Source organism: Microbacterium gorillae (genome assembly GCF_050990725.1).
Taxonomy (GTDB): Bacteria; Actinomycetota; Actinomycetes; order Actinomycetales; family Microbacteriaceae; genus Microbacterium; species Microbacterium gorillae_A.
Map to the genome: position 1 here is coordinate 3,938,784 of NZ_CP158844.1, position 24,576 is coordinate 3,963,359.

The 24,576-nt window shown below is 67.8% G+C and carries 21 protein-coding genes and 3 tRNA genes; 13 read left to right on the plus strand and 11 right to left on the minus strand.

The features are described from left to right. Window positions 1-134 precede the first annotated feature (134 nt). From folP to hpt, 4 genes are all read right to left on the minus strand, one after another. The gene (gene folP, locus ABTV68_RS18250) at window positions 135-935 is read right to left on the minus strand and encodes a dihydropteroate synthase (RefSeq protein WP_433675096.1); all 801 of its coding nucleotides are present in this window, start codon (window positions 933-935) and stop codon (window positions 135-137) included. Then, on the minus strand, window positions 932-1,540 hold the full coding sequence (gene folE, locus ABTV68_RS18255; protein WP_433675097.1) for a GTP cyclohydrolase I: 609 nt from the start codon (window positions 1,538-1,540) through the stop codon (window positions 932-934). The genes folP and folE overlap by 4 nt, the downstream gene beginning before the upstream one ends. Before the next feature lies 1 nt (window position 1,541). Then, entirely contained in the window at window positions 1,542-3,542 is a 2,001-nt protein-coding gene (gene ftsH, locus ABTV68_RS18260; protein ID WP_433675098.1) for an ATP-dependent zinc metalloprotease FtsH, read from the minus strand. Between the two features lie 127 nt (window positions 3,543-3,669). Continuing rightward, window positions 3,670-4,221: a hypoxanthine phosphoribosyltransferase gene (gene hpt, locus ABTV68_RS18265; RefSeq protein ID WP_433675099.1), complete on the minus strand. Its 552-nt coding sequence runs from the start codon at window positions 4,219-4,221 to the stop codon at window positions 3,670-3,672. A gap of 114 nt (window positions 4,222-4,335) precedes the next feature. Here hpt and ABTV68_RS18270 point away from each other — a divergent pair, with 114 nt between their 5' ends. The 3 genes from ABTV68_RS18270 to ABTV68_RS18280 all read left to right on the plus strand — a co-directional run bounded on the left by ABTV68_RS18270 (window position 4,336) and on the right by ABTV68_RS18280 (window position 5,449). Then, window positions 4,336-4,887, plus strand: coding sequence for a DUF937 domain-containing protein (locus ABTV68_RS18270; protein WP_433675100.1), 552 nt, complete (start codon window positions 4,336-4,338; stop codon window positions 4,885-4,887). Window positions 4,888-5,015: 128 nt separating this feature from the next. Next, window positions 5,016-5,249, plus strand: coding sequence for a hypothetical protein (locus ABTV68_RS18275; RefSeq protein WP_433675101.1), 234 nt, complete (start codon window positions 5,016-5,018; stop codon window positions 5,247-5,249). After that, window positions 5,246-5,449: a hypothetical protein gene (locus tag ABTV68_RS18280; protein ID WP_433675102.1), complete on the plus strand. Its 204-nt coding sequence runs from the start codon at window positions 5,246-5,248 to the stop codon at window positions 5,447-5,449. The genes ABTV68_RS18275 and ABTV68_RS18280 overlap by 4 nt, the downstream gene beginning before the upstream one ends. Window positions 5,450-5,457: 8 nt before the next feature. Here the strand turns inward: ABTV68_RS18280 and tilS are convergent, their stop codons facing one another. After that, window positions 5,458-6,432: a tRNA lysidine(34) synthetase TilS gene (tilS, locus tag ABTV68_RS18285; RefSeq protein ID WP_433675103.1), complete on the minus strand. Its 975-nt coding sequence runs from the start codon at window positions 6,430-6,432 to the stop codon at window positions 5,458-5,460. Between the two features lie 641 nt (window positions 6,433-7,073). On the opposite strand from tilS, the gene ABTV68_RS18290 reads away from it, so the two are divergent. Further along, window positions 7,074-7,745 carry a TMEM175 family protein gene (locus tag ABTV68_RS18290; protein WP_433677641.1) on the plus strand — a complete coding sequence of 224 codons (672 nt, stop codon included), beginning with the start codon at window positions 7,074-7,076 and terminating at the stop codon, window positions 7,743-7,745. Between the two features lie 42 nt (window positions 7,746-7,787). Continuing rightward, complete coding sequence (locus ABTV68_RS18295) at window positions 7,788-8,279, plus strand: inorganic diphosphatase (RefSeq protein WP_231091430.1); 492 nt, start codon at window positions 7,788-7,790, stop codon at window positions 8,277-8,279. 618 nt (window positions 8,280-8,897) lie between these two features. Here the strand turns inward: ABTV68_RS18295 and ABTV68_RS18300 are convergent. Continuing rightward, window positions 8,898-10,199, minus strand: coding sequence for a M23 family metallopeptidase (locus ABTV68_RS18300; RefSeq protein WP_433675104.1), 1,302 nt, complete (start codon window positions 10,197-10,199; stop codon window positions 8,898-8,900). Between the two features lie 360 nt (window positions 10,200-10,559). Between ABTV68_RS18300 and ABTV68_RS18305 the strand changes: the two genes are divergently transcribed. The 3 genes from ABTV68_RS18305 (at window position 10,560) to ABTV68_RS18315 (ending at window position 10,868) form a co-directional block, all read left to right on the plus strand. Next, window positions 10,560-10,632 (plus strand) — tRNA-Glu (locus tag ABTV68_RS18305). A 22-nt stretch (window positions 10,633-10,654) separates the two neighbouring features. Then, window positions 10,655-10,728 (plus strand) — tRNA-Asp (locus ABTV68_RS18310). A gap of 67 nt (window positions 10,729-10,795) precedes the next feature. Next, window positions 10,796-10,868: transfer RNA gene (locus ABTV68_RS18315), tRNA-Phe, on the plus strand. A gap of 198 nt (window positions 10,869-11,066) precedes the next feature. Here the strand turns inward: ABTV68_RS18315 and ABTV68_RS18320 are convergent. Beyond that, a complete protein-coding gene (locus ABTV68_RS18320) occupies window positions 11,067-11,969 on the minus strand; it encodes an RNA polymerase sigma-70 factor (RefSeq protein WP_433675105.1) in 903 nt (300 codons plus the stop codon). Window positions 11,970-12,155: 186 nt separating this feature from the next. Between ABTV68_RS18320 and ABTV68_RS18325 the strand changes: the two genes are divergently transcribed. Beyond that, window positions 12,156-12,911 carry an SDR family oxidoreductase gene (locus ABTV68_RS18325; RefSeq protein ID WP_433675106.1) on the plus strand — a complete coding sequence of 252 codons (756 nt, stop codon included), beginning with the start codon at window positions 12,156-12,158 and terminating at the stop codon, window positions 12,909-12,911. Window positions 12,912-13,201: 290 nt separating this feature from the next. Here the strand turns inward: ABTV68_RS18325 and ABTV68_RS18330 are convergent, their stop codons facing one another. Beyond that, window positions 13,202-15,511 (minus strand): transketolase-like TK C-terminal-containing protein, encoded by a 2,310-nt coding sequence (locus ABTV68_RS18330; protein WP_433675107.1) that lies wholly within the window; start codon window positions 15,509-15,511, stop codon window positions 13,202-13,204. Window positions 15,512-15,730: 219 nt separating this feature from the next. On the opposite strand from ABTV68_RS18330, the gene ABTV68_RS18335 reads away from it, so the two are divergent. Further along, complete coding sequence (locus ABTV68_RS18335; RefSeq protein WP_433675108.1) at window positions 15,731-16,192, plus strand: Lrp/AsnC family transcriptional regulator; 462 nt, start codon at window positions 15,731-15,733, stop codon at window positions 16,190-16,192. A 596-nt stretch (window positions 16,193-16,788) separates the two neighbouring features. Here ABTV68_RS18335 and ABTV68_RS18340 read toward each other — a convergent pair. Further along, complete coding sequence (locus ABTV68_RS18340) at window positions 16,789-17,667, minus strand: NAD(P)H-binding protein (protein WP_433675109.1); 879 nt, start codon at window positions 17,665-17,667, stop codon at window positions 16,789-16,791. 73 nt (window positions 17,668-17,740) lie between these two features. On the opposite strand from ABTV68_RS18340, the gene ABTV68_RS18345 reads away from it, so the two are divergent. From ABTV68_RS18345 to ABTV68_RS18355, 3 genes are all read left to right on the plus strand, one after another. Continuing rightward, the gene (locus ABTV68_RS18345) at window positions 17,741-18,313 is read left to right on the plus strand and encodes a YdeI/OmpD-associated family protein (protein WP_433675110.1); all 573 of its coding nucleotides are present in this window, start codon (window positions 17,741-17,743) and stop codon (window positions 18,311-18,313) included. Window positions 18,314-18,490: 177 nt separating this feature from the next. Beyond that, window positions 18,491-19,813, plus strand: a complete 1,323-nt coding sequence (locus ABTV68_RS18350; RefSeq protein WP_433675111.1) for an SWIM zinc finger family protein — start codon at window positions 18,491-18,493, stop codon at window positions 19,811-19,813. Further along, entirely contained in the window at window positions 19,810-22,959 is a 3,150-nt protein-coding gene (locus ABTV68_RS18355; protein ID WP_433675112.1) for a hypothetical protein, read from the plus strand. Before ABTV68_RS18350 ends, ABTV68_RS18355 begins: the two co-directional genes overlap by 4 nt. Before the next feature lie 53 nt (window positions 22,960-23,012). Here the strand turns inward: ABTV68_RS18355 and pyrE are convergent, their stop codons facing one another. Together pyrE and ABTV68_RS18365 are read right to left on the minus strand one after the other, a co-directional pair. Beyond that, complete coding sequence (pyrE, locus tag ABTV68_RS18360) at window positions 23,013-23,591, minus strand: orotate phosphoribosyltransferase (protein WP_433675113.1); 579 nt, start codon at window positions 23,589-23,591, stop codon at window positions 23,013-23,015. 17 nt (window positions 23,592-23,608) lie between these two features. Continuing rightward, a complete protein-coding gene (locus ABTV68_RS18365; protein ID WP_433675114.1) occupies window positions 23,609-24,523 on the minus strand; it encodes an ROK family protein in 915 nt (304 codons plus the stop codon). Window positions 24,524-24,576: the final 53 nt, after the last annotated feature.

The window sequence follows — 24,576 nt, forward strand, 5'->3', positions numbered from 1 at the left end:
CATGCATCGCACACGCCGAGGGTCGCGCGCCGCCTCGACCGGTTCACGGAAGGCGGCGCGACCGACGGGAATCGGTGCGCGAAGTTCCCGGCGGCTGAGGTCCGACGGGAATGGCTCCTTGCGGAAGTGCTCGGTCATCGCGTCTCTCCCTCCCAGGCCGATCGCACGGCGAGGGCATCGCGCGTGGCTGCGGCGTTGTGCACGCGCACAGCCCATGCACCGGCATCGGCGGCGAGCACGCTGGTGACCGCGGTGGCGAGATCCCGACGTTCTTCTGTCGCATCGTCGCCGAGCACTGGCAGCAAGAAGCGCTTGCGACTCGTGCCGATGAGGACGCGCAGCCCCAGGGCGGTGACGGCGTCGAGTTCGCGCAGCAGTGCCCAGTTCTGCGCGGCCGTCTTCGCGAAGCCGATGCCCGGATCCAGCACGATGCGCGAGGGGTTGATCCCGGCGGCGGCTGCCTGCTCGACGCGATCGAGGAGTTCCGCGGCCACCTCATGGCCGATGCGCGTGTACTCCGCCCGCGCGTACATGTCGGACGACGGGCCGCGCCAGTGCCCCAGCACGTAGTCGGCATCGGTCTCGGCCACGGCGGCGAGCATGTCGGGATCGGCCAGACCGCCGGCCACGTCGTTCACGTATCGAGCGCCCGCGGCCACCGCTGCGACTGCCGTGGCTGCGTTCATGGTGTCCACCGACACCGCGGCGCCCTCCGCCGCAAGTGCCTCGATCACCGGCACCACGCGATCGATCTCGACGGAGACGGGAACGCGCTCCGCGCCGGGCCGCGTGGATTCGCCGCCGATGTCCAGCACGGTGGAGCCGTCGGCGCGGAGGCGACGTCCGTGCTCCAGAGCGGCGGTCTGCTCGAGGTAGCGCCCGCCATCGCTGAACGAGTCGGGGGTCACGTTGACGATGCCCCAGATGCCGATCATCGGCGGTCCGTTCCGGGATCCTCGCCACGGGCGATCAGCGCGATGATCTCGCTGCGGGCAGCGGGCTCCGCGAGTGCGCCGCGTGCCGCAACGGTGATCGTGGAGGCCGCGGGCTGACGGCCACCGCGGGCGGTGACGCACTGGTGGCTGGCGTCGAGGACGACGAGCACTCCGCGTGCCTCCAGAGCGGTGGCGATCGTGTCGGCGATCTGCTCGCCGAGTCGCTCCTGCACCTGCGGCCGCGCGGCGAGGATGTCGACGACCTTGGGCAGCGCGCCGAGCCCCACCACCGAGCTTCCGGGCAGATACGCGATGTGGGCGATTCCGAGGAAGGGCAGCAGGTGATGCTCGCACGTGGAACGGAACTGCACATCGCGCATCACGACCGCACCGCTCGGCTCGGTCTCCGGCGCCGGGCCGTGCGCCACGCTGATCGTGTGGGCAAGCGGAGCTGCGGGATCCTCACCCACCCCGGCGAAGAACTCCGCGTACGACGCCGCGACCCGGTCCGGTGTTCCCACCAGACCGGGACGTGCGGGGTCTTCGCCGATCGCCTCGATCAGCTCCCGGACGAGGGCGGCGACGCGAGGCTGGTCGACGCTCACGTCAGGCGGTAGCCGGTCGGGGGTGTCCGCCACCCGTCTCGGGCTGCGCCGCACTGGTCGCGGCGGCGGTGTGCGCATCGGCCTGCTCCGCCGCGGCGTTCGCGGCGCGCGGGATCTGGATCGGAGGCAGCGCCGACACCGGACGCTGGTCGCTGGAGAGCCACTGCTGACGCGGCGGCAGCTTCTTCACGTCCTTGAAGATGTCCTCCAGCTGCACGTGATCCAGCGTCTCCTTCTCCATCAGCTCCAGAGCGAGACGGTCCAGGATGTCACGGTTCGCGTTGATGACTTCGTAGGCCTCGTTGTGCGCCTGCTCGATGAGCTCGCGCACCTGCTGGTCGACGCGCTCGGCGACCGACTCGGAGTAGTCGCGATCGTGACCCATGTCGCGGCCGTAGAACATCTCGCCACTGCCGCCGCCGAGCTTCACCGGACCGACAGCGGCGGTCATGCCGTACTCGGTGACCATCTTGCGGGCCGTGGAGGTCGCCTTCTCGATGTCGTTCGCGGCTCCCGAGGTGGGGTCGTGGAACACGATCTCCTCGGCCACACGACCACCCATGGCGTACGCCATCTGGTCCTGCAGCTCGTTGCGGGTGACGGAGTACTTGTCATCCAGCGGCATCACCATCGTGTAGCCGAGCGCCTTGCCGCGGGGCAGGATCGTGATCTTGGTGACCGGGTCGGTGTGGTTCATCGCCGCCGCGGCGAGAGCGTGACCGCCCTCGTGGTACGCGGTGATGAGCTTCTCCTTGTCGTTCATCACTCGCGTGCGACGCTGCGGACCGGCGATGACGCGGTCGATGGCCTCGTCCAGCGCGCGGTTGTCGATGAGCTGAGCGTTGGAGCGCGCAGTGAGCAGCGCGGCCTCGTTGAGGACGTTCGCGAGGTCGGCACCGGTGAAACCGGGGGTCTTGCGGGCGACCACCTCGAGGTCGACCGAGTCGGCCAGCGGCTTGCCGCGTCCGTGCACCTCGAGGATGCGCAGGCGGCCCTTGAGGTCGGGCGCGTCCACACCGATCTGTCGGTCGAAGCGCCCCGGGCGAAGCAGCGCGGGGTCGAGGATGTCGGGACGGTTGGTGGCCGCGATGACGATGACGTTGGCCTTAGGGTCGAAGCCGTCCATCTCCACGAGCATCTGGTTCAGGGTCTGCTCGCGCTCGTCGTGACCGCCGCCCATACCCGCGCCGCGGTGGCGACCGACGGCGTCGATCTCGTCGATGAAGATGATGGCGGGAGCGGAGTCCTTGGCCTGCGTGAACAGGTCGCGGACACGGCTGGCACCCACACCGACGAACATCTCGACGAAGTCGGAACCGGAGATCGAGTAGAAGGGGACGCCTGCTTCGCCGGCGACGGCACGCGCGAGCAGGGTCTTACCGGTTCCGGGAGGGCCGTACAGCAGCACGCCCTTCGGGATGCGGGCGCCGAGCGCCTGGAACTTGCTGGGCTCCTTGAGGAAGTCCTTGATCTCCTCAAGCTCCTCGATGGCCTCGTCGGCACCGGCCACATCGGCGAACGTGACGCTGGGCATGTCCTTGGTGGCGAGCTTCGCCCGCGACTTGCCGAACTGCATCACCTTGCCGCCGCCCTGTGCGTTGGAGAGCATCAGCCAGAACAGCAGACCGAGCAGCAGCATGGGGATCAGCAGCGACAGCATGCTGCCCCACCAGTTGGGCTGCGGCACCGCGTCGTTGAAGCCCTCCTTGGGAGCGGCTTCGTTGACGGCCTCCACCACATCGGCCGCACGCGCTCCGATGTAGTAGAACTGCACCGAGGTGGCACCCTCGTACGCCTTGTCGAGCTTGAGGTCGACGCGCTGGTCGCCGTCGGTGATGACCGCCTCGGTCACCGTGCCGCTCTTCAGAAGGTCGAAGCCCTCCTCGGTCTTGACCTCCTTCGCGCCGGTGAGGCCTGAGATGAGGAAGAAACCGACCAGAAGCAGCACTCCGATGAGCGCCACATAGATGAGCGGGTTGCGCGTGAGCTTCTTGAAGTCCATGGTGCGGGGATTCCCCGATGCCCTTCTGTCGACAGACGCCTCTCGGCGTATCCCTCAGGCTATCGCGACGTTCCTTTGCCCTTGCTGGTATTCGCCCACGGCGTACGTGTGCGAATACTGCGCCGACTCAGCTGTAGACGTGCGGGGCGAGCACCGCGACGTCGCGCAGGTTGCGGTAGCTCTCGTTGTAGTCCAGGCCGTAGCCGACGACGAAGTCGTTCGGGATGTCGAAGCCGACGTAGCGGCAGTCGATCTCCACCTTCGCCGCTTCGGGCTTGCGCAGCAGCGCGAGCACCTCGACGGAGGCAGCGCCGCGGGACGCGAAGTTCTCCAGCAGCCACGACAGCGTGAGTCCGGAGTCGATGATGTCCTCCACGATCAGCACGTGCTTGTCGTGGATGTCGGTGTCGAGGTCCTTGCGAATCTGCACCACACCGCTGGACTTGGTGCTCGCGCCATACGACGACACGGCCATGAAATCGAGCGGAACCAGGATGGGCAGCGCGCGGATGAAGTCGCTCATCACCATGATCGCGCCCTTGAGGACACCGACCAGCACGAGGTCCTTGCCCTCGTAGTCCACCGCGACCTGCTGCGCGAGTTCGCGCAGCTTCTCGTGGATCTGTTCCTCGGTGACGAGGACGTCGGTCAGGTCATCGGCGATGTCGGCTGCACGCATGGAGCAATTCTACGGGCCGCGCCTGTTGTGCATTTCGCCGGCGGTACGGCACAGTGGGCTTGCGCGGGCTGCCCGATGGCCGATCACGCGCGCCTCTCTACGAAAGGATCTCCCATGGCTGGGATTGAGGACATCCTCGCGAATCTTCCGATCGGCGACATCGCCGCGAAGCTGGGCGTGGACCCGGCAACGGCGACGCAGGCGATCAAGGAGGGTGGAGCGACCATCCTCGGCGGTCTTCACCGCAACGCCGAGAGCGAGGATGGCGCTGCCGCCATCCAGCAGGCGCTGAAGAAGCACGACACCGACATCGACGTCAGCAACGTGGACGAGGCCGACGGTCAGAAGATCCTCGGGCACATCTTCGGATCCGACAAGCAGGTCGTCGAGCAGAAGCTCACCGAGGACAAGGCCACGGCCGGCATCGACTTCGGCAAGCTGCTGCCGATCCTCGCGCCGATCATCATGAACATCCTGGCGAAGCAGTCCTCCGGCTCTGCGCCCGCCACCGCGGGTGCCGAGAGCTCGGGCGGCGGCATCGGTGACATCATCGGCGGTCTGCTCGGTGGGCTCACGGGCGGCGGCAACTCGTCGTCCTCGGCCGGCGGCATCGACCTGGGTGGTCTGCTGAGCGGGCTCGGCGGCCTCTTCGGCGGCAAGAAGTAAGAACTCCTGCGAACGGCGGTGCTCCTTCGGGTGCACCGCCGTCTGCTGTTTTCGAACTGACCTCTGGTGCGATGCCGTGGCGGTCGCCATGATGGGCGCAAGCGGTCGCTGAACATATGGGGGTCGGTATGAACGCGCAGGAACGAGGCACGGGGAAGCAGGGTCGCGAGCGGATGGGGCCGTGGTTCGCAGCGCGCGTCTACGGCTTGGCCGGGATCTTCCTCATCGCCGTGGTGGCTCTGATGATCGGCTGGACGCAGGGTGCGGGCGGTCAGGCGGCCCTCACCGTCGGCATGATCGCGCTGGGTGTCTGCGGTGCTATCGGCATCACGTTCGCGATCTTCCCGGGGAGCAAGAAGTGACCGCGGCTGTGCCGGGATCGATCATCATCGTGCTGGCAGTGGTCGGCGCCCTGGCGGTCGTCGCGGCGGTGGCCTGGTTGATCGTGGGGCTCACGACATCGTGGAGGTCACGCCCCGCACGCGTCGTGCGGATGATCTTCTTCGTGCTGGGGATCGCGTGCGCCGTGCTGGGGGCGATCCTGGCCTGGGCCCGCCCCTGACCTTCGGTTCAGCGCGCGGTGAAGGTCAAGCGGATTCCGGCGCGAGCCGCGGTGCAGGACGGCAGATCGATCGGCCCTTGTCCGCGCCAATCGGTGACGAGTCGCGCGACCTCGAGGGTCTGAGCACGGGTGAGGCTGACGCCGAACTCACTCGATACGACGTGTCGGATGATGCGGTTGCGAAGCGCAGCGGGGTTCGCGACGAGCGCGGGCACCGATACGGCGATCCCGGCCTCGGCATGTTCGACGATGTCCTCGATGGTCTCCTCGATCATCTCGGCGAACGCCTCGTTGTCTTCACGCAGCTGTTCTGCGGTGCGGGCGAGTGCTTGCGCGATCCCCGGACCCAGCTCCGCCTCCAGCACCGGAAGCACCGTGGTGCGCACTCGGACGCGGGTGTATCTCTCATCGACGTTGTGGGGGTCGTTCCACGGTTCGAGGTCCTGTGCGATGCAGGCTGCCCGAACGGTCTCGCGACGGACGTCAAGCAGCGGACGGAGTCGACGGCCAGCGACCGGTGCCATCCCCTGCAGACTGGCAGCGCCCGACCCCCGCGCGAGTCCGAGCAGGACTGTCTCCGCCTGATCGTCAAGCGTGTGGGCGAGCAGGATCGGCCCGGCTTCCGCTTCATCGGCCGCGCGCTCGAGGGCGTCGTACCGCGCTGCGCGCGCGGCTGCCTCGGGCCCGTCGGGGTGGTTCTCGTCGACCGCGACGGGGACGACGACTGCCTCGAGACCAAGCTCACGCGCCTGAGTTGCTGCGTGCGCGGCAACCCCTGCCGAACCGTCCTGGAGGCCGTGGTCGATCGTGACCGCGAGGGCACGGATGTCGAGCTTCGGCGCCTCGAACGCGACCGCGGCCGCGAGGGCGAGAGAATCAGCTCCCCCCGAGAGGGCGACGATGACTGCCGTACCGCGATACGACTCCAGCGCGGTACGCACGGCGCGTCGGATCTCAGCGACGGCGGGGTTCAGGGACGGCACTCCCCCACGCTACCCGCTGCGTGCCGCGTCGCCCGTGGGGGAGCGCGTGCGGTGGCGTGCTGAGGTGAGGACGATGTCGTGGGGATAGGGCCTCCATCCGCGTCTCGTCCTCATCTCGCGACATTCCCCTCCGCTCGCGACCGAAGTCGCCCCGACGTACTGGGTTCGCGCTCGACTTCCGGCCCCTTGGAGGATCAGGGCCATCGCGGTGCTCGCCGCCCGGGAGCTCAACTCTCGCCCACGGCTGGTCGGAGGAGGTGTGTCACGAGAATAGGACGACGTCGCGGAAATAGTGCCAGCACGCAGGCCGCGTCCTAGATATGTGACGTTCCCCTCCGCTCGCGACACCACAGCGAGGCTTACGAGCAGAGTCATGCGTGGGAAGACCAACACCGCACCGCTTCCTCGAGAGGGCCGAGCCACCGCACTCTCGCACACGGATCGGCCGCTGTCGCGAGAAGAGGACGATGTCGTGGGGATAGGGCCACCATCCGCGCCTCGTCCTAGATCCGCGACATTCCCCTCAGCTCACGACCCACGTCACCGCCCCGAGGTCCTGGAACTCGCCTCCCCGCAGATCCGGACCAGTGCGCGTCGATCCTCGCGCCGCCCGGCGTTCCGCGTAGATTCGCGCCGTGACCATGACGGAACTTGTCGCCTGGGGTGCGGAGCGGTTCAAGGCCTTCGCCGACGCGGTCGTCGCCATCGCGATGACGCTGCTGATCCTGCCGCTCATGGAGGCTGTGACGGACGCGGCGCGCTCCCAGGCGGCCGACAGTTCCTACGGAACGGCGGATTTCCTCGCCGAGCATCAGGGTCAGATCGTCAGCTTTGCGCTGAGTTTCGTGCTGATCGCGGTCTCGTGGCTCAGCCATCATCGTCTCTACGACCGGGTGGAACGGATCACCTCACGCCTGCTGTGGATCAACATGGCGTGGATGTTCACCATCGTCTGCCTGCCCGTGACGACGGCGCTGCTCGGAGCGATGTCGGCCGATCCGCTGCAGGCGATTCTCTACATCGGAAACCTCGCCCTCACACAGATCACCTCGCTGATGGCGCGCGTCTACCTGCTGCGACATGACGGGCTGAGCACAGCCCCACGAGAGAGCATTCGCCGCGGGGCGATCGCCGACGCCGCCACCGCCACGCTGTTTCTGGTGGCGATGGCGATCGCGACCATCGTCCCCGGGCAGGGCTACTCCGCCCTCTTCCTGCTCCTGCTGACCCCGTTCCTGACGTCGCTGATCTCACGGGTGTGGCCGGGGAGTCGGTCGGATGCGCGGATGAAGCGCGCAGACTCGGGCGAGTAGGCTGGTCCCGCATTCCGTCCTGACTTCTCAAGGAGCACACGCATGGGCGCTTACACCGCCACCATCGAGATCCCCCGCGGCAGCCGCGTCAAGTACGAGGTCGACCACGAGACCGGCCGCGTCATGCTGGACCGTGTTCTCTACACGGTCTTCGGCTACCCGGCTGACTACGGCTTCTTCGACAACACGCTGGGTGAGGACGGCGACCCGCTCGACGTGCTTCTGCTCCTCGACCAGCAGCTCTACCCGGGCGTCGGCGTCGACGTCCGTCCCGTCGCCGTTCTGAAGATGAGCGACGAGGCCGGCGGCGATGACAAGGTTGTCGCGGTTCTCGCGAAGGACCCGCGCTGGGCTCACATCCAGGACGTCGACGACATCCCGGAGTACACGAAGAAGGAGATCGCGCACTTCTTCGAGCACTACAAGGACCTCGAGCCCAACAAGTGGGTCAAGGTCGACGAGTGGGCCAACGCTGCCGAGGCCGAGCGCCTCGTCACCGAGGCCTTCGACCGCGCCAAGACCGAGGGTCACTGACCCCACACGTCGAAACGGCCGTCCCGCAGGGGCGGCCGTTTCGCGTTTCCAGGGGCTGCAGAGAACTTCGGCCCGTTCCGGCGCAACACGGAGCGCCGGAACGATGTGCACGCCCGCTGGTTCGCGTCCTCAACCACCAGCTGCCGACCGACGGCGTCGATGCGGCGACGCGGGTTGGGCGTGCGCTGCGCACCGCAGGCTGGCACCCGCTGGGATGACTGCCGCGGCCATTGGTCTCACCAACAGCAGCCGCCGCGTCCTTGGCCGACCGTTCTTGAGACCAATTATGCGATTGGTCTCAGATGATGCAACCAGCAGGCGACATGAGCGCGGAATCTGAGACCGCATGCTCACGGCACGGCCTCCCCCGCGATGCGTCGTGTCCTGGCCGCACACCGCGGGCGCAACTCCCTGGGTTCCTGAGCGAAGAGTCCTGACGCCGGACACCACGGCGCCCCGGTTCCTGAGCGAGCGGAGCGAGACCAAGACCCCGGTGACGACGCAGCCTTCTCAAACTCGAGCGAGCTTGATGACGCCCAGCATCCGCCGTGCATTTCCAAACTGCCACAACGACGAAGGCCCCCGCCGAAGCGGAGGCCGTTGTCGTGATGCTGCGGATCAGACGTCGATACCGAACTGCGCCATGAACGGCGTCGGGTTCGTGGTCGAACCGTTGATATAGACCTCGTAGTGCACGTGGCATCCGAAGGAGTTGCCGGTGTTGCCCTCAAGCGCGATGACGTCGCCGGCGTTGACCCACTGGCCGTAGCTCACGAGCAGGCCACCGTACTGGATGTGTCCGTAGCCGGTTGCGATTCCGGTTCCGTCGTCGTTGGAGATGCGGATGTAGTTGCCGTAGCCGCCGTTGTAGCCGGAGTACGCCACGGTGCCGGAGTGTGCGGCGTAGATGTAGCTGCCGCAGCCAGAGGCGAGGTCGACGCCCTCGTGGAAGCTGGATGCGCAGTAGCCATTGCCGCACTGCGAGTAGCGGGGGCCGTAGTCGGAGGTCTCGACACCGTTGCTGGGTCGAACCCAGCCTCCGCTGCCGTTTCCGCCGCCGCCCGAGCTCGGCGGGGTGTAGTCGCCACCACCGGAATCACCACCGCCGGAGTTGTTGTTGTTGTTCTGCTGCTCCTGCTCGCGACGCTGACGCTCTTCCTCGGCTGCGCGCTGGCGCTCTTCCTCGGCGGCCTTCTCGCGGGCGATGCGCTCCTCTTCGGCAACGCGCACGCCTTCTTCGTAGGCGGCGACGACCTTCGTCGTGTTGTCCTTGAGCGCGGCGAGCTGTGCCTGGAGGGTGGCGAGGTTTGCCTGCTGCTCCTCGAGCGCGGCCTGGGCGGCCTGCGCTGCTTCCTGGGCCGCGGCGAACTTCTCCTGTGCCTCGATCTGGAGCCGGTCACGCTCGGCCCGCTGCACCTCGGCCTGGTTGGTGAGGGACTGTGCGTTGTTGCGAGCCAGAACGGCGGCGTCGTAGATCGCCTTGTTCTGCTCCAGCAGCATGTCGGCCTGACCCAGTTCGCTGAGGATGTCGTCGGCCGACTTCGCGGAGTCGGAGAAGAAGAGCTGGAGCGTGGTGTCGTCGCCACCGTTGCGGTAGAGCTGCGCGGCGACTTCGCCGGCCTTCTTCGCTGCGTCGGTGGCGGCCTGTGCCTGCTGGTCGGCCTGCGACTGGAGGGTGTCGGCCTTTGACGATGCGAGCGCGAACGCCTGCTGCGCGTCGAAGTAGGCACTACCGGCGTCCTGCGCGGCCTGCTGTGTCGTGGCGACGTTGTTGTTGAGGGTCGTGATGAGTCCCTCGATCTCGGTGATCTGTCCTGCCTTGGCGGACTCGTCGTTCTTCGCTGCCTGCACGTCGTCCCACGACGGGTAGGTCACCGCGAACGCAGCCGGCACACCGGGAGCCATGATGGTGCCCGTCACCGCGAAGGTGAGTGCCGCCAGGCCGACAATGAACCGGCGCTGTCGGGGGGATGTGTGGCGCGAGCGTGCGCTCGACGCGCCGCGCTTCCGACGCGCGTCAGTACCCGTAAGCAAGATGAGTCCTCCAGACTGCAGGGTCAGTCACATCAACCACAGTAACAACACGAGTCACATTTGTAACGGGCCGATCTCGAACTTTCTTGTGCACCTTGCACATGCGAGCGGCTCGCTTCCGGTCCGACCGGGGCTTTTCTCCGCTGCGGCGAGGCTCGCCACACCCGGGCGTGGGCCAGTTTGTTTTTCGCCTCAGTTTCCGCTTATGCTGGATCGTCGGCAAGTGCGGGACGCAAGCCCCGCTCCGGCCCCATCGTTTAGTGGCCTAGGACGCCGCCCTTTCACGGCGGTAGCACGGGTTCGAATCCCGTTGGGGTCACTCTATAATTGAATATCATCATGGCCCTGTAGCGCAGTTGGTTAGCGTGCCGCCCTGTCACGGCGGAGGTCGCGGGTTCAAGTCCCGTCAGGGTCGCTCCACAGCGACGGGCCCTTTCTCTGAGAGGGCCTTTCGTGTCGGATGCGGCAACATCAAGCCGTACGGCTCTGTAGCTCAGTTGGTAGAGCGCACGACTGAAAATCGTGAGGTCACGGGATCGACGCCCGTCGGAGCCACAAGGACCGTCGTTACAACGGTCCCAGAAACCCTCGCGTAGCTTCTACATCGCGGGGGTTTTGCTTTGGGCTGGTGAGGAGCTCAACCCACGCCGATCACCTCTACCGCATAGCAACGCCGCCGAGCCTGCACGTTCCGGTCGAGCTGAGCGCGACGTCTGTGGAGGCAGAGCGATCCACGGGCACTGCGGGCGTCAATCAGAAGCGTTCACTGGCATGCCCGAGCTTCGCGGGGCTCATCACCCAGAGCAATTGCTCGATCCCGTCGCCGCTGACGGTCACCGTCACCGCCGTAGTCACGGCACCGCCCTCAACAAGCAACGCCGCCGGCTGACCATTCACCTCCGCCCAGGTGATCACCTTCCCCGCCCAGAAGTGGTGCGAGAACGCGGCCACGAACTTCGCCACCCGTCCACGCCCCGCCACCGGGATCCGGGCCGCGAGCTTCACACCGTTGCCATCGGTATAACTCACCACATCATCCGCGAACAGCTGCTCCAGCTCCTCCGCATCACCTCGTCGTGCGGCCACGAGGAACGCCTCCAACAACCGCCGCTGCCGAGAGGGGGATATCTGCGCACGCTTCGCCGACGCGAGATGCGCACGCGCGCGGCTCACCAGCTGCCGCGCACTCACCACACTCGACGAGATGACCTCCGCGATCCGGTCGTATGGGTAGTCGAACGCCTCGCGCAGGACATACGCCGCGCGCTCCGTCGGTGTGAGTTTCTCCAGCAGAAGAAGGATCGCGAGCTGCAGCGCCTCAGCTCGCTCAGCGCCCAGCGTCGGATCCGCTTCCGTGTTCACCGGCTCGGGCAGCCACGGACCGATGTAGGTCTCGCGCTTCACGCGCGCCGATTGCAGAACGTTGATCGACAGTCTCGTGATCACTGTTGCGAGGAAAGCCGCGGGCTCCTCCACGTCACCACGGTCGGTGTTCTGCCACCGAATCCACGCTTCTTGGACGAGGTCCTCCGCGTCCGACACCGTGCCGAGCATCCGATACGCGATTCCGAACAGGCGACCACGTTGCTCGGCGAAGATCCGTACGGCCTCGTCAAGGTCAGTACCGACCTGACGCTCGTCGCCCACCGCAGTCACGCTCAACACTTTCCACCCGTCCCACTCACGCTGGCAACACCGACGACCGAAACTCCACACACGGATCCTCGACAGCTCAGACCGACGACGGCACCGATCTGTGACAAGTCGTCACACCTGCGAACTCCGCCCGGTCATCCCTGAAAGAGGCGCCGACATCGACGCCTCCCAAGGAAAGGCTGAAACATGGCAAAGATCGTCGTCATCGGAGGAACGGGTCTCATCGGCTCGAAGGTCGTCGCGAAGCTGAGCGAGCACGGGCACGAGGCCATCCCCGCCTCGCCCAACACGGGCGTGAATACCCTCACCGGCGAAGGGCTCGCGGAGGTGCTCGTCGGCGCAGACACCGTCGTGGACGTCTCGAACTCGCCCTCCTTCGCACCCGCAGACGTGCTCGCCTTCTTCACGACCTCGACCCGCAACCTTCTGGAGGCCGAGGCGACCGCAGGCGTCACGCACCACGTCGCCCTCACGATCGTCGGAACGAACCGACCGCAGAACATCCCCTACTTCGCCGCGAAGACGGCGCAGGAAGAGCTGATCCGCGAATCGGCGATCGGCTACTCGCTTGTGCACGCGACGCAGTTCTTCGAGTTCGTCGGCAGCATCGCGGACATCTCGACGGAGGGTGACGTCGTGACGCTTCCGGGCGCGCTCATCCAGCCGATCGCGGCCGAAGACGTCGCGACGGCCGTCGCGCGTACCGCGGCCGGAGCCCCCGTCGGCGACATCGAGATCGCTGGCCCCGAGCCGTTCGGGATGGATGAGTTCGCGCGTCGTGCTCTCGCGTTCCGCGGCGATGCGCGCACGGTCGTTCGCGACGACTCCGCTCCTTACTACGGCGCGCGGATCGAGGAGCGCACGCTGATTCCCGTCGAAGGCGCGCAGATCTTCGCGACGACGCTCGAAGAGTGGCTGCCGCTGAACCCGCCGCGCAGCTGAACCGTGCGGGGCGCGGCCGGAACGTCGCGCCCCGCAGGTTCCACCGCACCGAATCCGATCTCTCGCGACTGATAAGCGCGGGCGCGGCGGGCTCGGAGCCTGGATCTTCCGCGTTGATATTGGACACCGTGCTCGCCCAAAAGAACAGCAGCGCGGGAGACGTTCGTCGGGTCTCGAGCTCCCGAAAAGGCTGAGACCGCGCGAGCGCGATCCGTGCGGATCTAGAGCGCGTAGCGACGCAAGGTTCCCATCAGACCGCCTGAAGAGCGCGGATACGTCACGCCCGCAGTTCACCCCACAAGATCCAGCACCGCGCGCACCTGGGCGTCGGCGTCGATGCCGTGCCACCGATACACGTCCGCCAGATCCCCCGCCTGCCCGAACCGGCTCACCCCGAGGTGCCGCGCCGGCACGCCGTGCACGCCGGCAAGGAACGCGAGTGCATGCGGGTGACCATCCAACACCGTCACCATCGGAACAGCGCGGTCCGCCGGCAGCACCTGATCCAGGATCCACGAATCCCCGCTCCCCTGCCCGCCGCGTGCCTGCAGCGCCTCGAACAGCAGACCCGGACTGGTCACGCACACGACATCCACGGATACCCCGAGACCGGCCAGCCGCTCCGCCGCCGCGAGAGTATCGGGGACCATCGCACCCATCGTGACGAGAGTCGCATCCGGCGACGCCGCCGATCGCAGACGATACCCACCGGCCACCACCTGGCGACGCCGGCGCTCGCGCGCCGCCGCATCCGTCGGGATCGCGGCGAGCGACTGGTCCACCGGCTTCGTCGACAGACGCAGATAAGCAGACTTCCCGCCTGGCCGCCCCATCTGCGCCATGGCAGCCAGCAGCGTCCACTCCACCTCCTGCGCGAACGCAGGCTCGTAGCTCAGACACTCCGGCTGCTCCAAGCCGATTGACGGCGTCTTGATCGACTGATGCGCACCGCCCTCGGCAGCGAGTGAGACACCCGACGGAGTGCCGATGAGAATCGACTGCCCGCCGGCGTACATCCCATACGACCACGGCTCCAGCGCGCGCTCGACGAACGGGTCGTAAAGTACGCCGATCGGGAAGAGCGGCTGTCCCCACCGGCTCCACGTCGACCCCAGCTCACCCAGCAGGCTGACGAGATTCACCTCCGCGATCCCCAGCTCGATGTGCTGGCCGCTCGGCCGCTCCCGCCAGTGCATGATCGTCTCGGGATCGTCCTCGAACCAGTCCTGACGATCGCTCGTCGACCAGACACCCACCTTGTTGAGCCAGCCGGCGAGATTCGTGCTGGAACTCACATCGGGGCTCGCGGTGACCACCCGACGCGCCACCTCCGGCGCCGAACGCGTGAGGTCCAGCAGCACTCGACCCAGCGCCGCCTGCGTTGTGCCGGTCCCGCCGGGTGTGCGGCCGAAGTCCGCAGGAACCGCGGGCGGCGATGACGGAACGACCGGTTCCCGACGCAGGTTCGTCCCCGCGGCCGCGCAGAGCAGGCCCTCCGGAGAGTCCTCGTCGAACCGCTGCCACGGCGCAGACGGATCCATCCCCACAGCGGTCGCGAGTTCCGTGTACTGCTCGTGCGTCAGCAGTGATGAGTGGTTCTGCGGGTGACCCGCCGTCGGCAGGCCGTTGCCCTTGATCGTGTACGCGATGATGACGGTCGGACGATCGTCGTCGATCTCTGCGAACGCCTCCCGCAGCGCGGCGAGATCGTGGCCGCCCAGGTTGCGGATCGTCTCGACCAGCTCGGCATCAGACACCTCCGACAGCAGCGCGCGGATGGCGTCATCTGCTCCGGGGAGCCGATGACGCAGCTCGCTGGCCGAGCAGCGCAGCAGGCGCTGATACTCGGCGTTCGGCATCGCCAGGATCCGCTCGCGAAGCCGCCCGCCACCCGGACGCGCGAAGAGCTCCTCCAGCCGCGCCCCGAACGGCACCGTGATCACCTGCCAGCCCGCCGCGGCGAACATCCGCTCGAGCTTGCCCGCGGCGATGTTCGGCACCACACGATCCAGGGACTGACGATTCAGATCGACGATCCAGACGATCTCGCCGAGATCCGGCACGTGCGGATCCAGCAGCGCCTCCCAGACGGCCCCTTCATCGAGCTCCGCATCGCCCACGAGCGAGTACTGCCTGCCACGCGGGGAGTCGCCGGAGATCGTCGCGGCGTAACGACGGGAGATCGCTCCCCAGATCGGAGCCGTGGCACCGATGCCCACGGAGCCCGTGGAATAGTCGACCGTATCGGGGTCCTTCGACCGGCTCGGGTAGCTCTGAATCCCCCCGAACTGACGCAGTGAGGTCATCTGCGCATCGGACAGCTCCCCGAGCAGGTAGTGGATCGCGTGCAGCACCGGAGACGCGTGGGGCTTCACCGACACCCGATCCTCCGGCCGCAGCTGCTCGAACCAGAGCGAGGTCATGATGGTCGCTATCGAGGCGCTCGACGCCTGATGACCGCCGACCTTCAACCCGGAGACGTTGGGACGAACACGGTTGGCATGATGGATCATCGACGTCGCGAGCCACAGCACGCGCTTCTCGATGGCCGCGAGCGCGGTCAGATCCACGGGAGACGGAGCGAGGGCGGAAGAGGACATGACAACTCCTCGGAAGGCCGACGCGTCGTCGCGTCGGCAGCTGTGCTCCTGCCTTTCTGAGGCATCGCGCCGAGCGCGTTGTGAGCGAAGCGGCGGGGAGCGGTGGGAAGCAGATCTGTCGGATAGTCGACCAGCGAGTGTCGCAATGAGCAAGTTCCGACTTGTAGATTGATCGGAACGCGCAAATTCCGCCGATGTAAGCAAAGGAGCCTGATCATCGTGAAGCACCCTGCGGCCGCCGATCGAACGGACCGTTCGCTCCTGCGCCACCTCATCCGCGACCCCGGGGCCACCATCGTTGCCCTCGCGGAGCGCACGGGACTCGCCCGCAATACCGTGCGAGCGCGACTCTCGCGCTACGACGAAGACGGCACGCTCCGGTCGTTCGAACGCCGCATCGATCCCGCCGCGCTGGGGTACCCCATGAGCGCGTTCATCCTCACCCGCGTCACTCAGCGCAAGCTCGACAGCGTCGGTGCGGCGCTCGCCACGATCCCCGAAGTGGTGGAAGTGCTTGGCCTCTCCGGCATCACCGACCTCATGATCCGCGTGGTGGCTCGCGACGCCGATGATCTGTACCGGATCGCTGGTCGAATCCTCGACGTCGACGGCGTCAAGCGGACGACCACCGGGCTCATCATGCGGGAGATGGTCCCACATCGCGTACAGCAGTTGTTGTGACGACCGTCTCGGATCCTGTTCTGAAACGAGGAGATTGTCGTGAAAAGAGGACGACGACACCGAGTTGGCACTCCACTGGCGTCATCGTCCTCCTTTCGAAGCACGGTGCCGGCCCGGCGAGCGGGGGCGGGCCTACGCCCCCGCTCTGCAGGCGTCGTCGGGTCCGCCCTGCACCGGGGCTCTGAGGTCAAGCCGACGGCTAGGGTCGGATCCGCGCTCCTTAGTCAGGTCTATGCGTGACGGCTGAGGCTTTGCGCCGACATCGCGCGCACATGCCTCGTCCGGCGCACACCTTCTGAATGCGGTCCTCGGCGCAGAGCCAAGGCGCGGGCTCGGCTCGACTCCGATCTCGGTGCTACCGCCGCACTCAATCCGGCGCGCCGGACGCTGCCCACCTCGCCGGGCTCGGACGCTCGCGTCGCGATCAGTCCCTCGCCGTGTGAGTCGGAACCACGCTCTCACTCAACCGACGCGCGGGGCTCGAGTCCATACTGAAAGGAACTCTGCGCGCCGGGCTCGGCCCGACTCCCACCTCAGCGCTGCCAAGGACGCTTCGACGTCTACGCAACGCCCGACTCAGGTCCAGCGCTCCGAACTCAGCCCTGCGCGCCGGTGCGCTCCTCGAGGTACGTGCCGTCGGCCAGCTGCTCCAGCAGCGGACGCGCGACCGGCTGCCATCCAAGCTCAGCCCGCGCCTTCGCGCCGGTGGCCTGCTCGTCGAGCAGCAGGGCGTCGGCGAACGCCTCCCCAAGGCGTGCACGGCTGTCGTCAACGCCCTCCGCGCGCACGCCCGCGGTCACGCCGAAGCCGGTAGCGATCGCCTCACCCAGTTCGCGAACGGTCGGGTTGTGCCCCGAAGCGCCGATGTACGTCTGACCCGCGCGACCACTCTCCAGCGCACGAACATACAGCGCGGCGAGGTCATCGACGTCGACCGTGCTCCAGTGCTGACTCCCGTCGCCGATCAGCTGCACGCCGCCCTCGGTGTTGTCGGTGAGCAGGCGAATCAGACCAGCACCGCGGCCGGAGACCAGCGCGGGCACGACGACCGTGCCGCGGACGCCGGGTGCACCGAGCACTGCGGCCTCGCCCGCGCCGCGCCACGCGGTGAGAGCTGGCGGATCGATCGGGGACTCCTCGGTGATCGCACTCCCGTTGCCGTAGCTCCAGATGCCGCCGGTGTGCACGAACGGCTTGTCGGTGCCCTCGATCGCACGCAGCACCGCATCGATGAACGGACCGTCACCCTCGGGGGTCGAGGCCGTGTGGATGACGCCGTCCGCGGCCGTTGCCGCCGCGCCGATGAGCTCAGCATCGGTGACGTCGCCGATGAGCGCGGTCGCGCCGGCCTGCTCCACGATGCGGGCCTTCGCCTCGTCGCGCACGAGGGCGGTCACGTCGTGCCCCTCCGCGCGCAGGCGCTCGAGAACGGATGTGCCGATGTAGCCGGTCGCGCCGGTGAGAAGAACCTTCATGCTTTCGCGAACGTTGCGCGGACTCGGTCGTATTCCCCGTCTCAATGTCAGACGTTCCTGCCATGATCGGGGCATGGGGAAGCTCGAGGATGCCGAAGAGGTCGTGATCACGTCCGCGGCCGAGTGGCGCGCGTGGTTGGAGGCCAACGCCGCTACGTCCACCGGGGTGTGGGTGTCGATGGCGAAGGGGACCTCGTCCACACGCGGCGAACTGTATCCACCGCTGGTGGAGGAGGCGCTGTGTTTCGGGTGGATCGACGCCGTCGTTCGGGCCACGGAGACCCACTCGAAGCTCTGGTTCGCGCCGCGCTCGCCGAAGAGCGCGTGGGCGGCCTCCAACAAGGAACGCGTCAGCCGTCTCCTCGCCGAGGGACGCATGACCCCCGCGGGCCAGGCCCTGATCGATGCTGCGAAGGCGAACGGCATGTGGACAGTGCTCGAGGGTCCGGAAGCGGGGATCGAGCCTGATGAACTGCGCGCAGCCCTGGATGCGAACCCCGACGCCCGCGCCGCCTGGGACGCGTTCTCTCCCAGCGCTCGCAAGCTCGCGCTCACGAACATTGCCATGGCACGAACGCCCGCAACCACCACCCGACGAATCGACGCGATCGTCGCGGCGGCGGCCCGAGGAGAGAAGGCACTGTGACTGAGCGGGACCTCATGTTCATCGTCGCGATCACCATCGTCGGCGGAACTCTGGTGGCGTTCCTCGTGAACTGGTGGCGCGGTCGCGGCGGCGGAGACGGCGGGCAGCAGTGAACGCGGAGTATCCGAGCCGCGCGGCCCGGGGAGTGAGACACACGTGCTCGATAGGCTGGGCCGCATGAGCGCCCGCGGATACGCCACCGAATCCGAAGCGACCGATACCTCCCTCTCCCTGGCTCTCGCGCCAGCCCTCACGCCGGACGGGCTGACGGCGTCGCCCAGCTTCTTCCACGGCTTCGCCACCGAACCGCGAGCCGTGGCGCAAGGGTTGGTCACGCTCGCTGACATCACGGCCACGCGCTACTTTCAGCCCACGCCGACGACGATGCGCGACCCGGTTCTGACCGCCCACGGTGATCGCCTCCGCGCGGAGGTGTTCTCCGCTGACAACAGCGTCTACGCGCGTCTCGACCTCCTTCCCTCCGGTCTCGACGGCGGCGAGATCTCCTACGGGACCACCAACGTCGATATCGGCACCACGATGCGGCGAACGCTGGCCGCCATCACGCGTAACGAGCTCCTGCACCTGGACGTCGGAGCCGACGGTCTCACGGCATCCACCCCGGACGCATCTGCCGTTGAACGGCCGGTCACGATGCCCGATCGCTGGGTGCGTGCGCTGGGGAACGCGGCCGAATTGCACGCGTCGCTGGTCCCACGCTTCACCATCGCTGCGGCACCGGCCCGCGCGTTCGTGGCGTCGCTGCCGCCCGCCACCGGCAGCGGTCGCGACGGCTGGCTGACCCCGACGCCCACCGGCATCCGAGTGTCACCGCGTGCGAGCCCCGACGCGGTCCATGTGAGCGGACTGCACCGGCTCAGCGGTCTCAAACGTCTGCTCACCCAGTTGCAGTCCCTCACCGTGTATGGCCCGGCCGACGGAAGTGCCGGGGGTGCCGCGGTGGAGGTCGAGATCCCGGGTGCCCGGCTGTTGATCGCGCTGACCGAGAACGCGACGCGCGGATACTCCGGCGAGGGCGCCCTGCTCGCATCGCTTGCCAGCAGCGACGTTCTCGACAACGCTGCCATCCTGTCCGCGCTGCTGTCCTTCGACCCGCACATCGACATCGGTCGCCTCGCCGCAGATGCGGCACTCACTCCCGCAGACACTCGCGAGGCGCTGGCCGTCCTCGCCGCTTCCGGGCGCGTGGGCTGGGACATGCGGGAGCAGGCCTTCTTCCACCGTGAACTGCCGGATGATCCGGACCGCGTCGACGGCGACAACCCGCGACTGGTCCGCGCCCGCCGTATCGTCGATGCCGCCGGAGTCCGCAGCGACGGCGACACCTGGACCGTGGAGGCTGCGACCAGCACACATGTCGTCCGGGCCACGTCCGCGGACTTCTCCTGCACCTGCGTCTGGTACGCACGCCACGGCAGCGGCCGCGGACCGTGCGCCCATGTTCTCGCCGTGATGATCGCCGAAGGGACGGCCCGATGACCGCCACTGACACCACAGACCCAGCCCTGGCCGAATCGCTCCGGCTCTTCCGCGAGCTCGGGTGGGAGGAAGGGAGCGCCGACGACATCCTGACGCTCCCTCTCGGCGACGTCCAGCAGCAGAAGACGGCGAAGGCCGGGCTCCTGACGGGCGAGTGGTCGTCGCTCGGACAGACCAGCGACAACAGCTGGGGTTGGATCAATCACGTGGGTGTCGACACCGATCTCCTGGGTGCGTTCGCCATCCGACTCGGAGTGCCTGTGAAGCGGGCGCTCGAGGTGTTCCCCACCGGGCTCACCGTCGCAGCGCAGGGCGAACTCCTCGCGTCCCGCGGCGAGCAGTTCGTCACGCAGTTCCTCGCTCAACGGCGCGCCCGCGTGCGGTTCGCGGGTGCTATCGCATATGCCATCTCCAGCGCACCCGACATCGCCATCCCGAACGACCCCGCCTACCTGGAGAGTTGGGCCACGCGCGCCGACTCGGCCATCCGCGTCGCGGACGGCGAGACCACCGGATTCCCCGAGCATCTGCTGCCCTATGACACGGTGGCCGCTCGATTCGCGGATCACCTCCGCACGGCGCTGACCTCCGGCATCACGACCTCCGGGAACTGGATCGGCGTGATCGCCCGCGGCGTGGGCCGCGACCTCATCGACCGCGACGAGGTGCGCGATCTGGTGCTGCACGCCATGGAATCCGCGCAGCGGCCGATCGATCGCAAAGAGTTCGCGACGGTCCTCATGGACGACCTCGCAACCACCGATGCGTACGTGCTCGACAACGTCGGCGTCGTGCTGTCAGCGCTCTCCTTCGGTGACGACGCCCTGATCAACCGGTTCGCGCCGACGCTGCTCGCCGCGGGCGACGACGATCTCACGCTCCAGGTGATGCTGATCGGCCTCTCCGCCAAGAGCGCGAAGGCGAAGGCGGGCGTGCTCGAAGCGGCGCTCGCGCACCCCGCTCCATCGGCCGAGACGGCCGCGATGATCGGCGAATCGGCGGCCGAACTGCGCACCGCCAAAGACAAGAAGGTGAGCAAGCTCGCCGAACGCCTGCTCGACGAGTGGGGGATCAACGCCGAGGCTCCCGTCGCCGCCGCTCCCACCGGAGTCCGCGGACTCTGGCAGCCCACGCCCCCGCTGGCACCGGTGCCGCGCTTCGATGCCGGACCGCCGACCATCGAGAACCTCACCGCGCTCACGTCCACGCTGCTCGCCGGGCCCGGTGAGTCCTTGGACCTTCCGGTTGAGCGATTCCTGGCCACGGCGAATGCGGTGGCCAGAGAGGACATCGAAGCCGTCCGTCGAGCTCTCCGCGCCGTCCCGCAGCGGTGGAACCCCGGGCTGCACCCGGTGCACGGCTGGCGCACCGGCGGCTCGATCATCGGCTCCGACCAACCCGACGACAGCTCGAACCGTCGTCACTATGACAGCGCGCCCCGTGCGGCCGCCGCAGCCGTGTTCCAGCGCCTCGGGGAGATCCCGCTGCTGCTTTCCACGCCCAGCTGGGACGACTATCGCATCGACCCGGACGAGCTCGCCGACCGGCTCGACCGCTACGCCGCCGATGGCATCGCCGTGCTCGAAGCGGACCTCCAGCTCGCGCTCCCCCGTGTCGACCCCACCCTCCTCAACGAGGACGTTCGCGGGCGGCTCGAATCGTCCGCGGTTCCTATCGCGCTGCAGGACGGCAGCACGTTGCCCGTGACGACGGGCCAGGTCCTTACGACATGGTTCGCCACCCCGTTCGAGCACCCCGGCGAGGACAGCGACGGGTTCGTCAATCCGATTCCCGCGCATCCGGCACTCGTCGACTTCCCGGATCGTCGCGGCACGGGCCGCACCGTTCCGCTCACCGAGTACCCGAACTGGCCCGACAGCGAGCCGGGGTGGCGACAGCCGGAGCCCGCTCTCCTGCGAACCATCCCCAACGGTGAGATCCCGGCGTCCGCGTTGCTGTCGTTCGGTGAAGATGATGGCTACGGCCTCGACGCGGCCATCACCGCTTGGCAGAACGGTGTCCTGCTGCCAGGGGTTGCACGTGCGCGTCAGCTGAGTTGGCAGGGCGGCATCTCGGCGATCGCAGCACGGGTGCGTGCCTGGGAGGAGTTGGCCGAAGCCGGGATGCTCTCGGTGGTGTGGCCCCTCACGGCGGAGGTCGTCGAAGTGAGTGCGTCGGGTGCCCGCATCCCTCCCGGCGTCGCCGAGGCGATCGAGTTCCTGGAGCGCATGCTGCCCGAGATCGAGGCTGCCATCGCGGCCGGGCTCACGACGACCGACGCGCTCGCCCTGCCCGGAGTCCGCGTCATCGCCGCACGAACCGGGTCCTCCAACGCCGTTGTCGCAGCGCGCCGGCTCGTCGCCCAGCTGCCCGAGATCGCCGAGGCGCCCGCACCGGAGCGTGAAGAGCTGACCGACGACGAGTTCGTCGCCGCCTGGCCCACCGTCCCCGACCCGGAGGTCGTCGAGGACGGCGCCTCACTCAGCTTCTCGACCGTGCCGGCCAAGCGCGGCTCCGTGTTCCTCGTCACGCTCACCCTCGCGGACGGCAGCGTGCACGAGTTCAGCAGCGGATGGGCCTACGGGCTCGCCAACGAGGGGATCGCGTCACTCGACAGAACGTGGTTGGGGTACGACTCCGAGCAGAGCGCACTCGTTCAGCTCACGGAACGAGAGCGCTCACGGGAGCCGATCCTGTCGCGATCCCTCGTGGTGCTGTTCTTCGCCACCCAACTGCAGTCCACGCCCGAGACCTACTACTTCGCCGAGGCCACGGCGAAGATCCTCGGCCCGACCCGAGTCGCCGACGCTGTCGACGTCATGTTGGCGTTCGAGGAGTTCGATCCGTCGATGCTCGTGCGCCGCCTCTCGCACTACCCGGCCATGCTGCCGTCGCTGTATCCGGTGCTCACACACGCGATCCGTCACGCCAGCACCCTCGACGGCACGCCGCCACGCTGGCTGGTGCGGATCATCGACGTCGCCACGGAGTTCGCGCCCGCGCTGCGAGCCGCTGCTGCCCGCGGCCTCATGTTCCCCGAGGATGCGGGGTGGCCAGGTCTGGCGCATATCGCGGCCACCACGAAGTCCGCCGCGGTGAAACGCAAGTCCGCGGCGCTTCTCGACCTGCTCGATCTTCCACGCTGAGAACGAACGAGGGGCGCCCGGTCATCCGGACGCCCCTCGTCGAACAACTCAGATCACTGCGGCGCGAGCCCCAGGTCGTCGAGGTCGATCGCCGAACGCCACTCCAGGCCCTCCGCCTCGATGGCGGCCTGCGCTCCGGTCTTGCGATCGACGACGACGGCCACAGCCACGACGTTCGCGCCGGCAGCCCGCAGGACCTCGACGGCCTTCAGCGCCGACTGCCCCGTGGTGGACGTGTCCTCAACCACGACGACATCCTTGCCCTCGACCTCAGCCCCCTCGATCTGACGACCGCGACCGTGATCCTTCGGCTCCTTGCGGACGACGAAAGCATCCAGCGGCGCCTCCGACTCGGACGAGGCATGCATCACGGCGTTCGCGATGGGGTCGGCCCCCAGCGTCAGACCGCCGACAGCGGTGACCGTGGGGAAGTCCCGCAGCAGTTCACGCACGATGCGACCGATCGCCGGTGCCGCGCGGTGATCCATCGTGAGCCGGCGCATGTCGACGTAGTACGAGGCCGTCTTGCCGCTCGAAAGGGTGAAGTCACCGTGGAAGACGGCCTCGGCCTTCACCAGATCGATCAGCTTCTGACGGTCGGCTTCGAGCTCAGCGGTCGGCATCGTGGTCATGCTCCGATTCTACGGTTTCAGTCCGCACTCGCCGCGCGCAGGGCCACCGCCGCAGCACCGATCAACGGTCCCTCACCATGCAGCGCGCTACGCACCACACGGGTGGCGCGCGCGTAGTCGAGCACGGCATGCTCGCTGAGGGCCGCCTGCACCAGATCGATGTAGTCGGGTGCCGCCTGCGAGAACCCGCCGCCGATCGCGATCACCTCGAGATCCAGCAGTGTCGCCGCGTCCGCAAGTCCCCGAGCGACAGCGTGTGCCGAGCGCACGATTGCCGCACGCGCCACCTCGTCGCCCGCGGCGGCATCGCGGGACAGGTCTTCGCCGGTCTCCCCGAACCAGCCCTGCGATCGCGCCCAGGTGACGCTCGCAGGGCCCGAGGCGATCTCCTCCAGCATGGCGCCGTACTCGGCGATGTGCGTCTGGCCCAGATGGCCGGCGTTGCCCGAGCCGCCCGCGAGCAATCGCCCGTCCATGACGATGCCGCCGCCGATGCCCGTGGACACCACGATCGACATGGATGCCCGCGATCCCGCCGTGGCACCCAACCATGCCTCGGCGAGAGCCAGGCAGCTGCCGTCGTGTCCGATGCGCACGGGCACCACGCGTCCGAGTGCCGCCGCGGCAACGCCCGCCGCATCGGCCGCGAGGCGGTATCCGTGCAAGCCCGGCATGTTCACGGGCGCGATGGCATCCCCGCCCTCTCGGAACGGTCCCGCCGAGCCGATGCCCACGGCGACCACGTCCGAGGAGTCGGCGGTGGAGAGGACGCCCGCGATCACCTCCGTCAATGCAACATGCAGAGACTCGGGGGTGGAGTCGCGGCCGGTGGGACGTCGCACGCGCGTATCGGGGCGCACGGTGCCATCGGCTTCGATGAGCGCGCCTTCAAGCTTGGTGCCGCCGAGGTCAAGTGCCAGAACGGAAGTCATGCGTCCACTGAATCATCCCGCGCGGGCGCTGTCGTCGTTGTGACGACAATTGG

What these genes read in the sequence shown, in the direction of transcription:
- folP (WP_433675096.1), bottom strand. Translation starts at nt 935, where the DNA reads ATGATCGGCATCTGGGGCATCGTCAACGTGACCCCCGACTCGTTCAGC.
- ftsH (WP_433675098.1), bottom strand. Translation starts at nt 3,542, where the DNA reads ATGGACTTCAAGAAGCTCACGCGCAACCCGCTCATCTATGTGGCGCTC.
- hpt (WP_433675099.1), bottom strand. Translation starts at nt 4,221, where the DNA reads ATGCGTGCAGCCGACATCGCCGATGACCTGACCGACGTCCTCGTCACC.
- ABTV68_RS18270 (WP_433675100.1), top strand. Translation starts at nt 4,336, where the DNA reads ATGGCTGGGATTGAGGACATCCTCGCGAATCTTCCGATCGGCGACATC.
- ABTV68_RS18275 (WP_433675101.1), top strand. Translation starts at nt 5,016, where the DNA reads ATGAACGCGCAGGAACGAGGCACGGGGAAGCAGGGTCGCGAGCGGATG.
- ABTV68_RS18290 (WP_433677641.1), top strand. Translation starts at nt 7,074, where the DNA reads ATGACGGAACTTGTCGCCTGGGGTGCGGAGCGGTTCAAGGCCTTCGCC.
- ABTV68_RS18295 (WP_231091430.1), top strand. Translation starts at nt 7,788, where the DNA reads ATGGGCGCTTACACCGCCACCATCGAGATCCCCCGCGGCAGCCGCGTC.
- ABTV68_RS18325 (WP_433675106.1), top strand. Translation starts at nt 12,156, where the DNA reads ATGGCAAAGATCGTCGTCATCGGAGGAACGGGTCTCATCGGCTCGAAG.
- ABTV68_RS18330 (WP_433675107.1), bottom strand. Translation starts at nt 15,511, where the DNA reads ATGTCCTCTTCCGCCCTCGCTCCGTCTCCCGTGGATCTGACCGCGCTC.
- ABTV68_RS18340 (WP_433675109.1), bottom strand. Translation starts at nt 17,667, where the DNA reads ATGAAGGTTCTTCTCACCGGCGCGACCGGCTACATCGGCACATCCGTT.
- ABTV68_RS18345 (WP_433675110.1), top strand. Translation starts at nt 17,741, where the DNA reads ATGGGGAAGCTCGAGGATGCCGAAGAGGTCGTGATCACGTCCGCGGCC.
- ABTV68_RS18350 (WP_433675111.1), top strand. Translation starts at nt 18,491, where the DNA reads ATGAGCGCCCGCGGATACGCCACCGAATCCGAAGCGACCGATACCTCC.
- ABTV68_RS18355 (WP_433675112.1), top strand. Translation starts at nt 19,810, where the DNA reads ATGACCGCCACTGACACCACAGACCCAGCCCTGGCCGAATCGCTCCGG.
- pyrE (WP_433675113.1), bottom strand. Translation starts at nt 23,591, where the DNA reads ATGACCACGATGCCGACCGCTGAGCTCGAAGCCGACCGTCAGAAGCTG.
- ABTV68_RS18365 (WP_433675114.1), bottom strand. Translation starts at nt 24,523, where the DNA reads ATGACTTCCGTTCTGGCACTTGACCTCGGCGGCACCAAGCTTGAAGGC.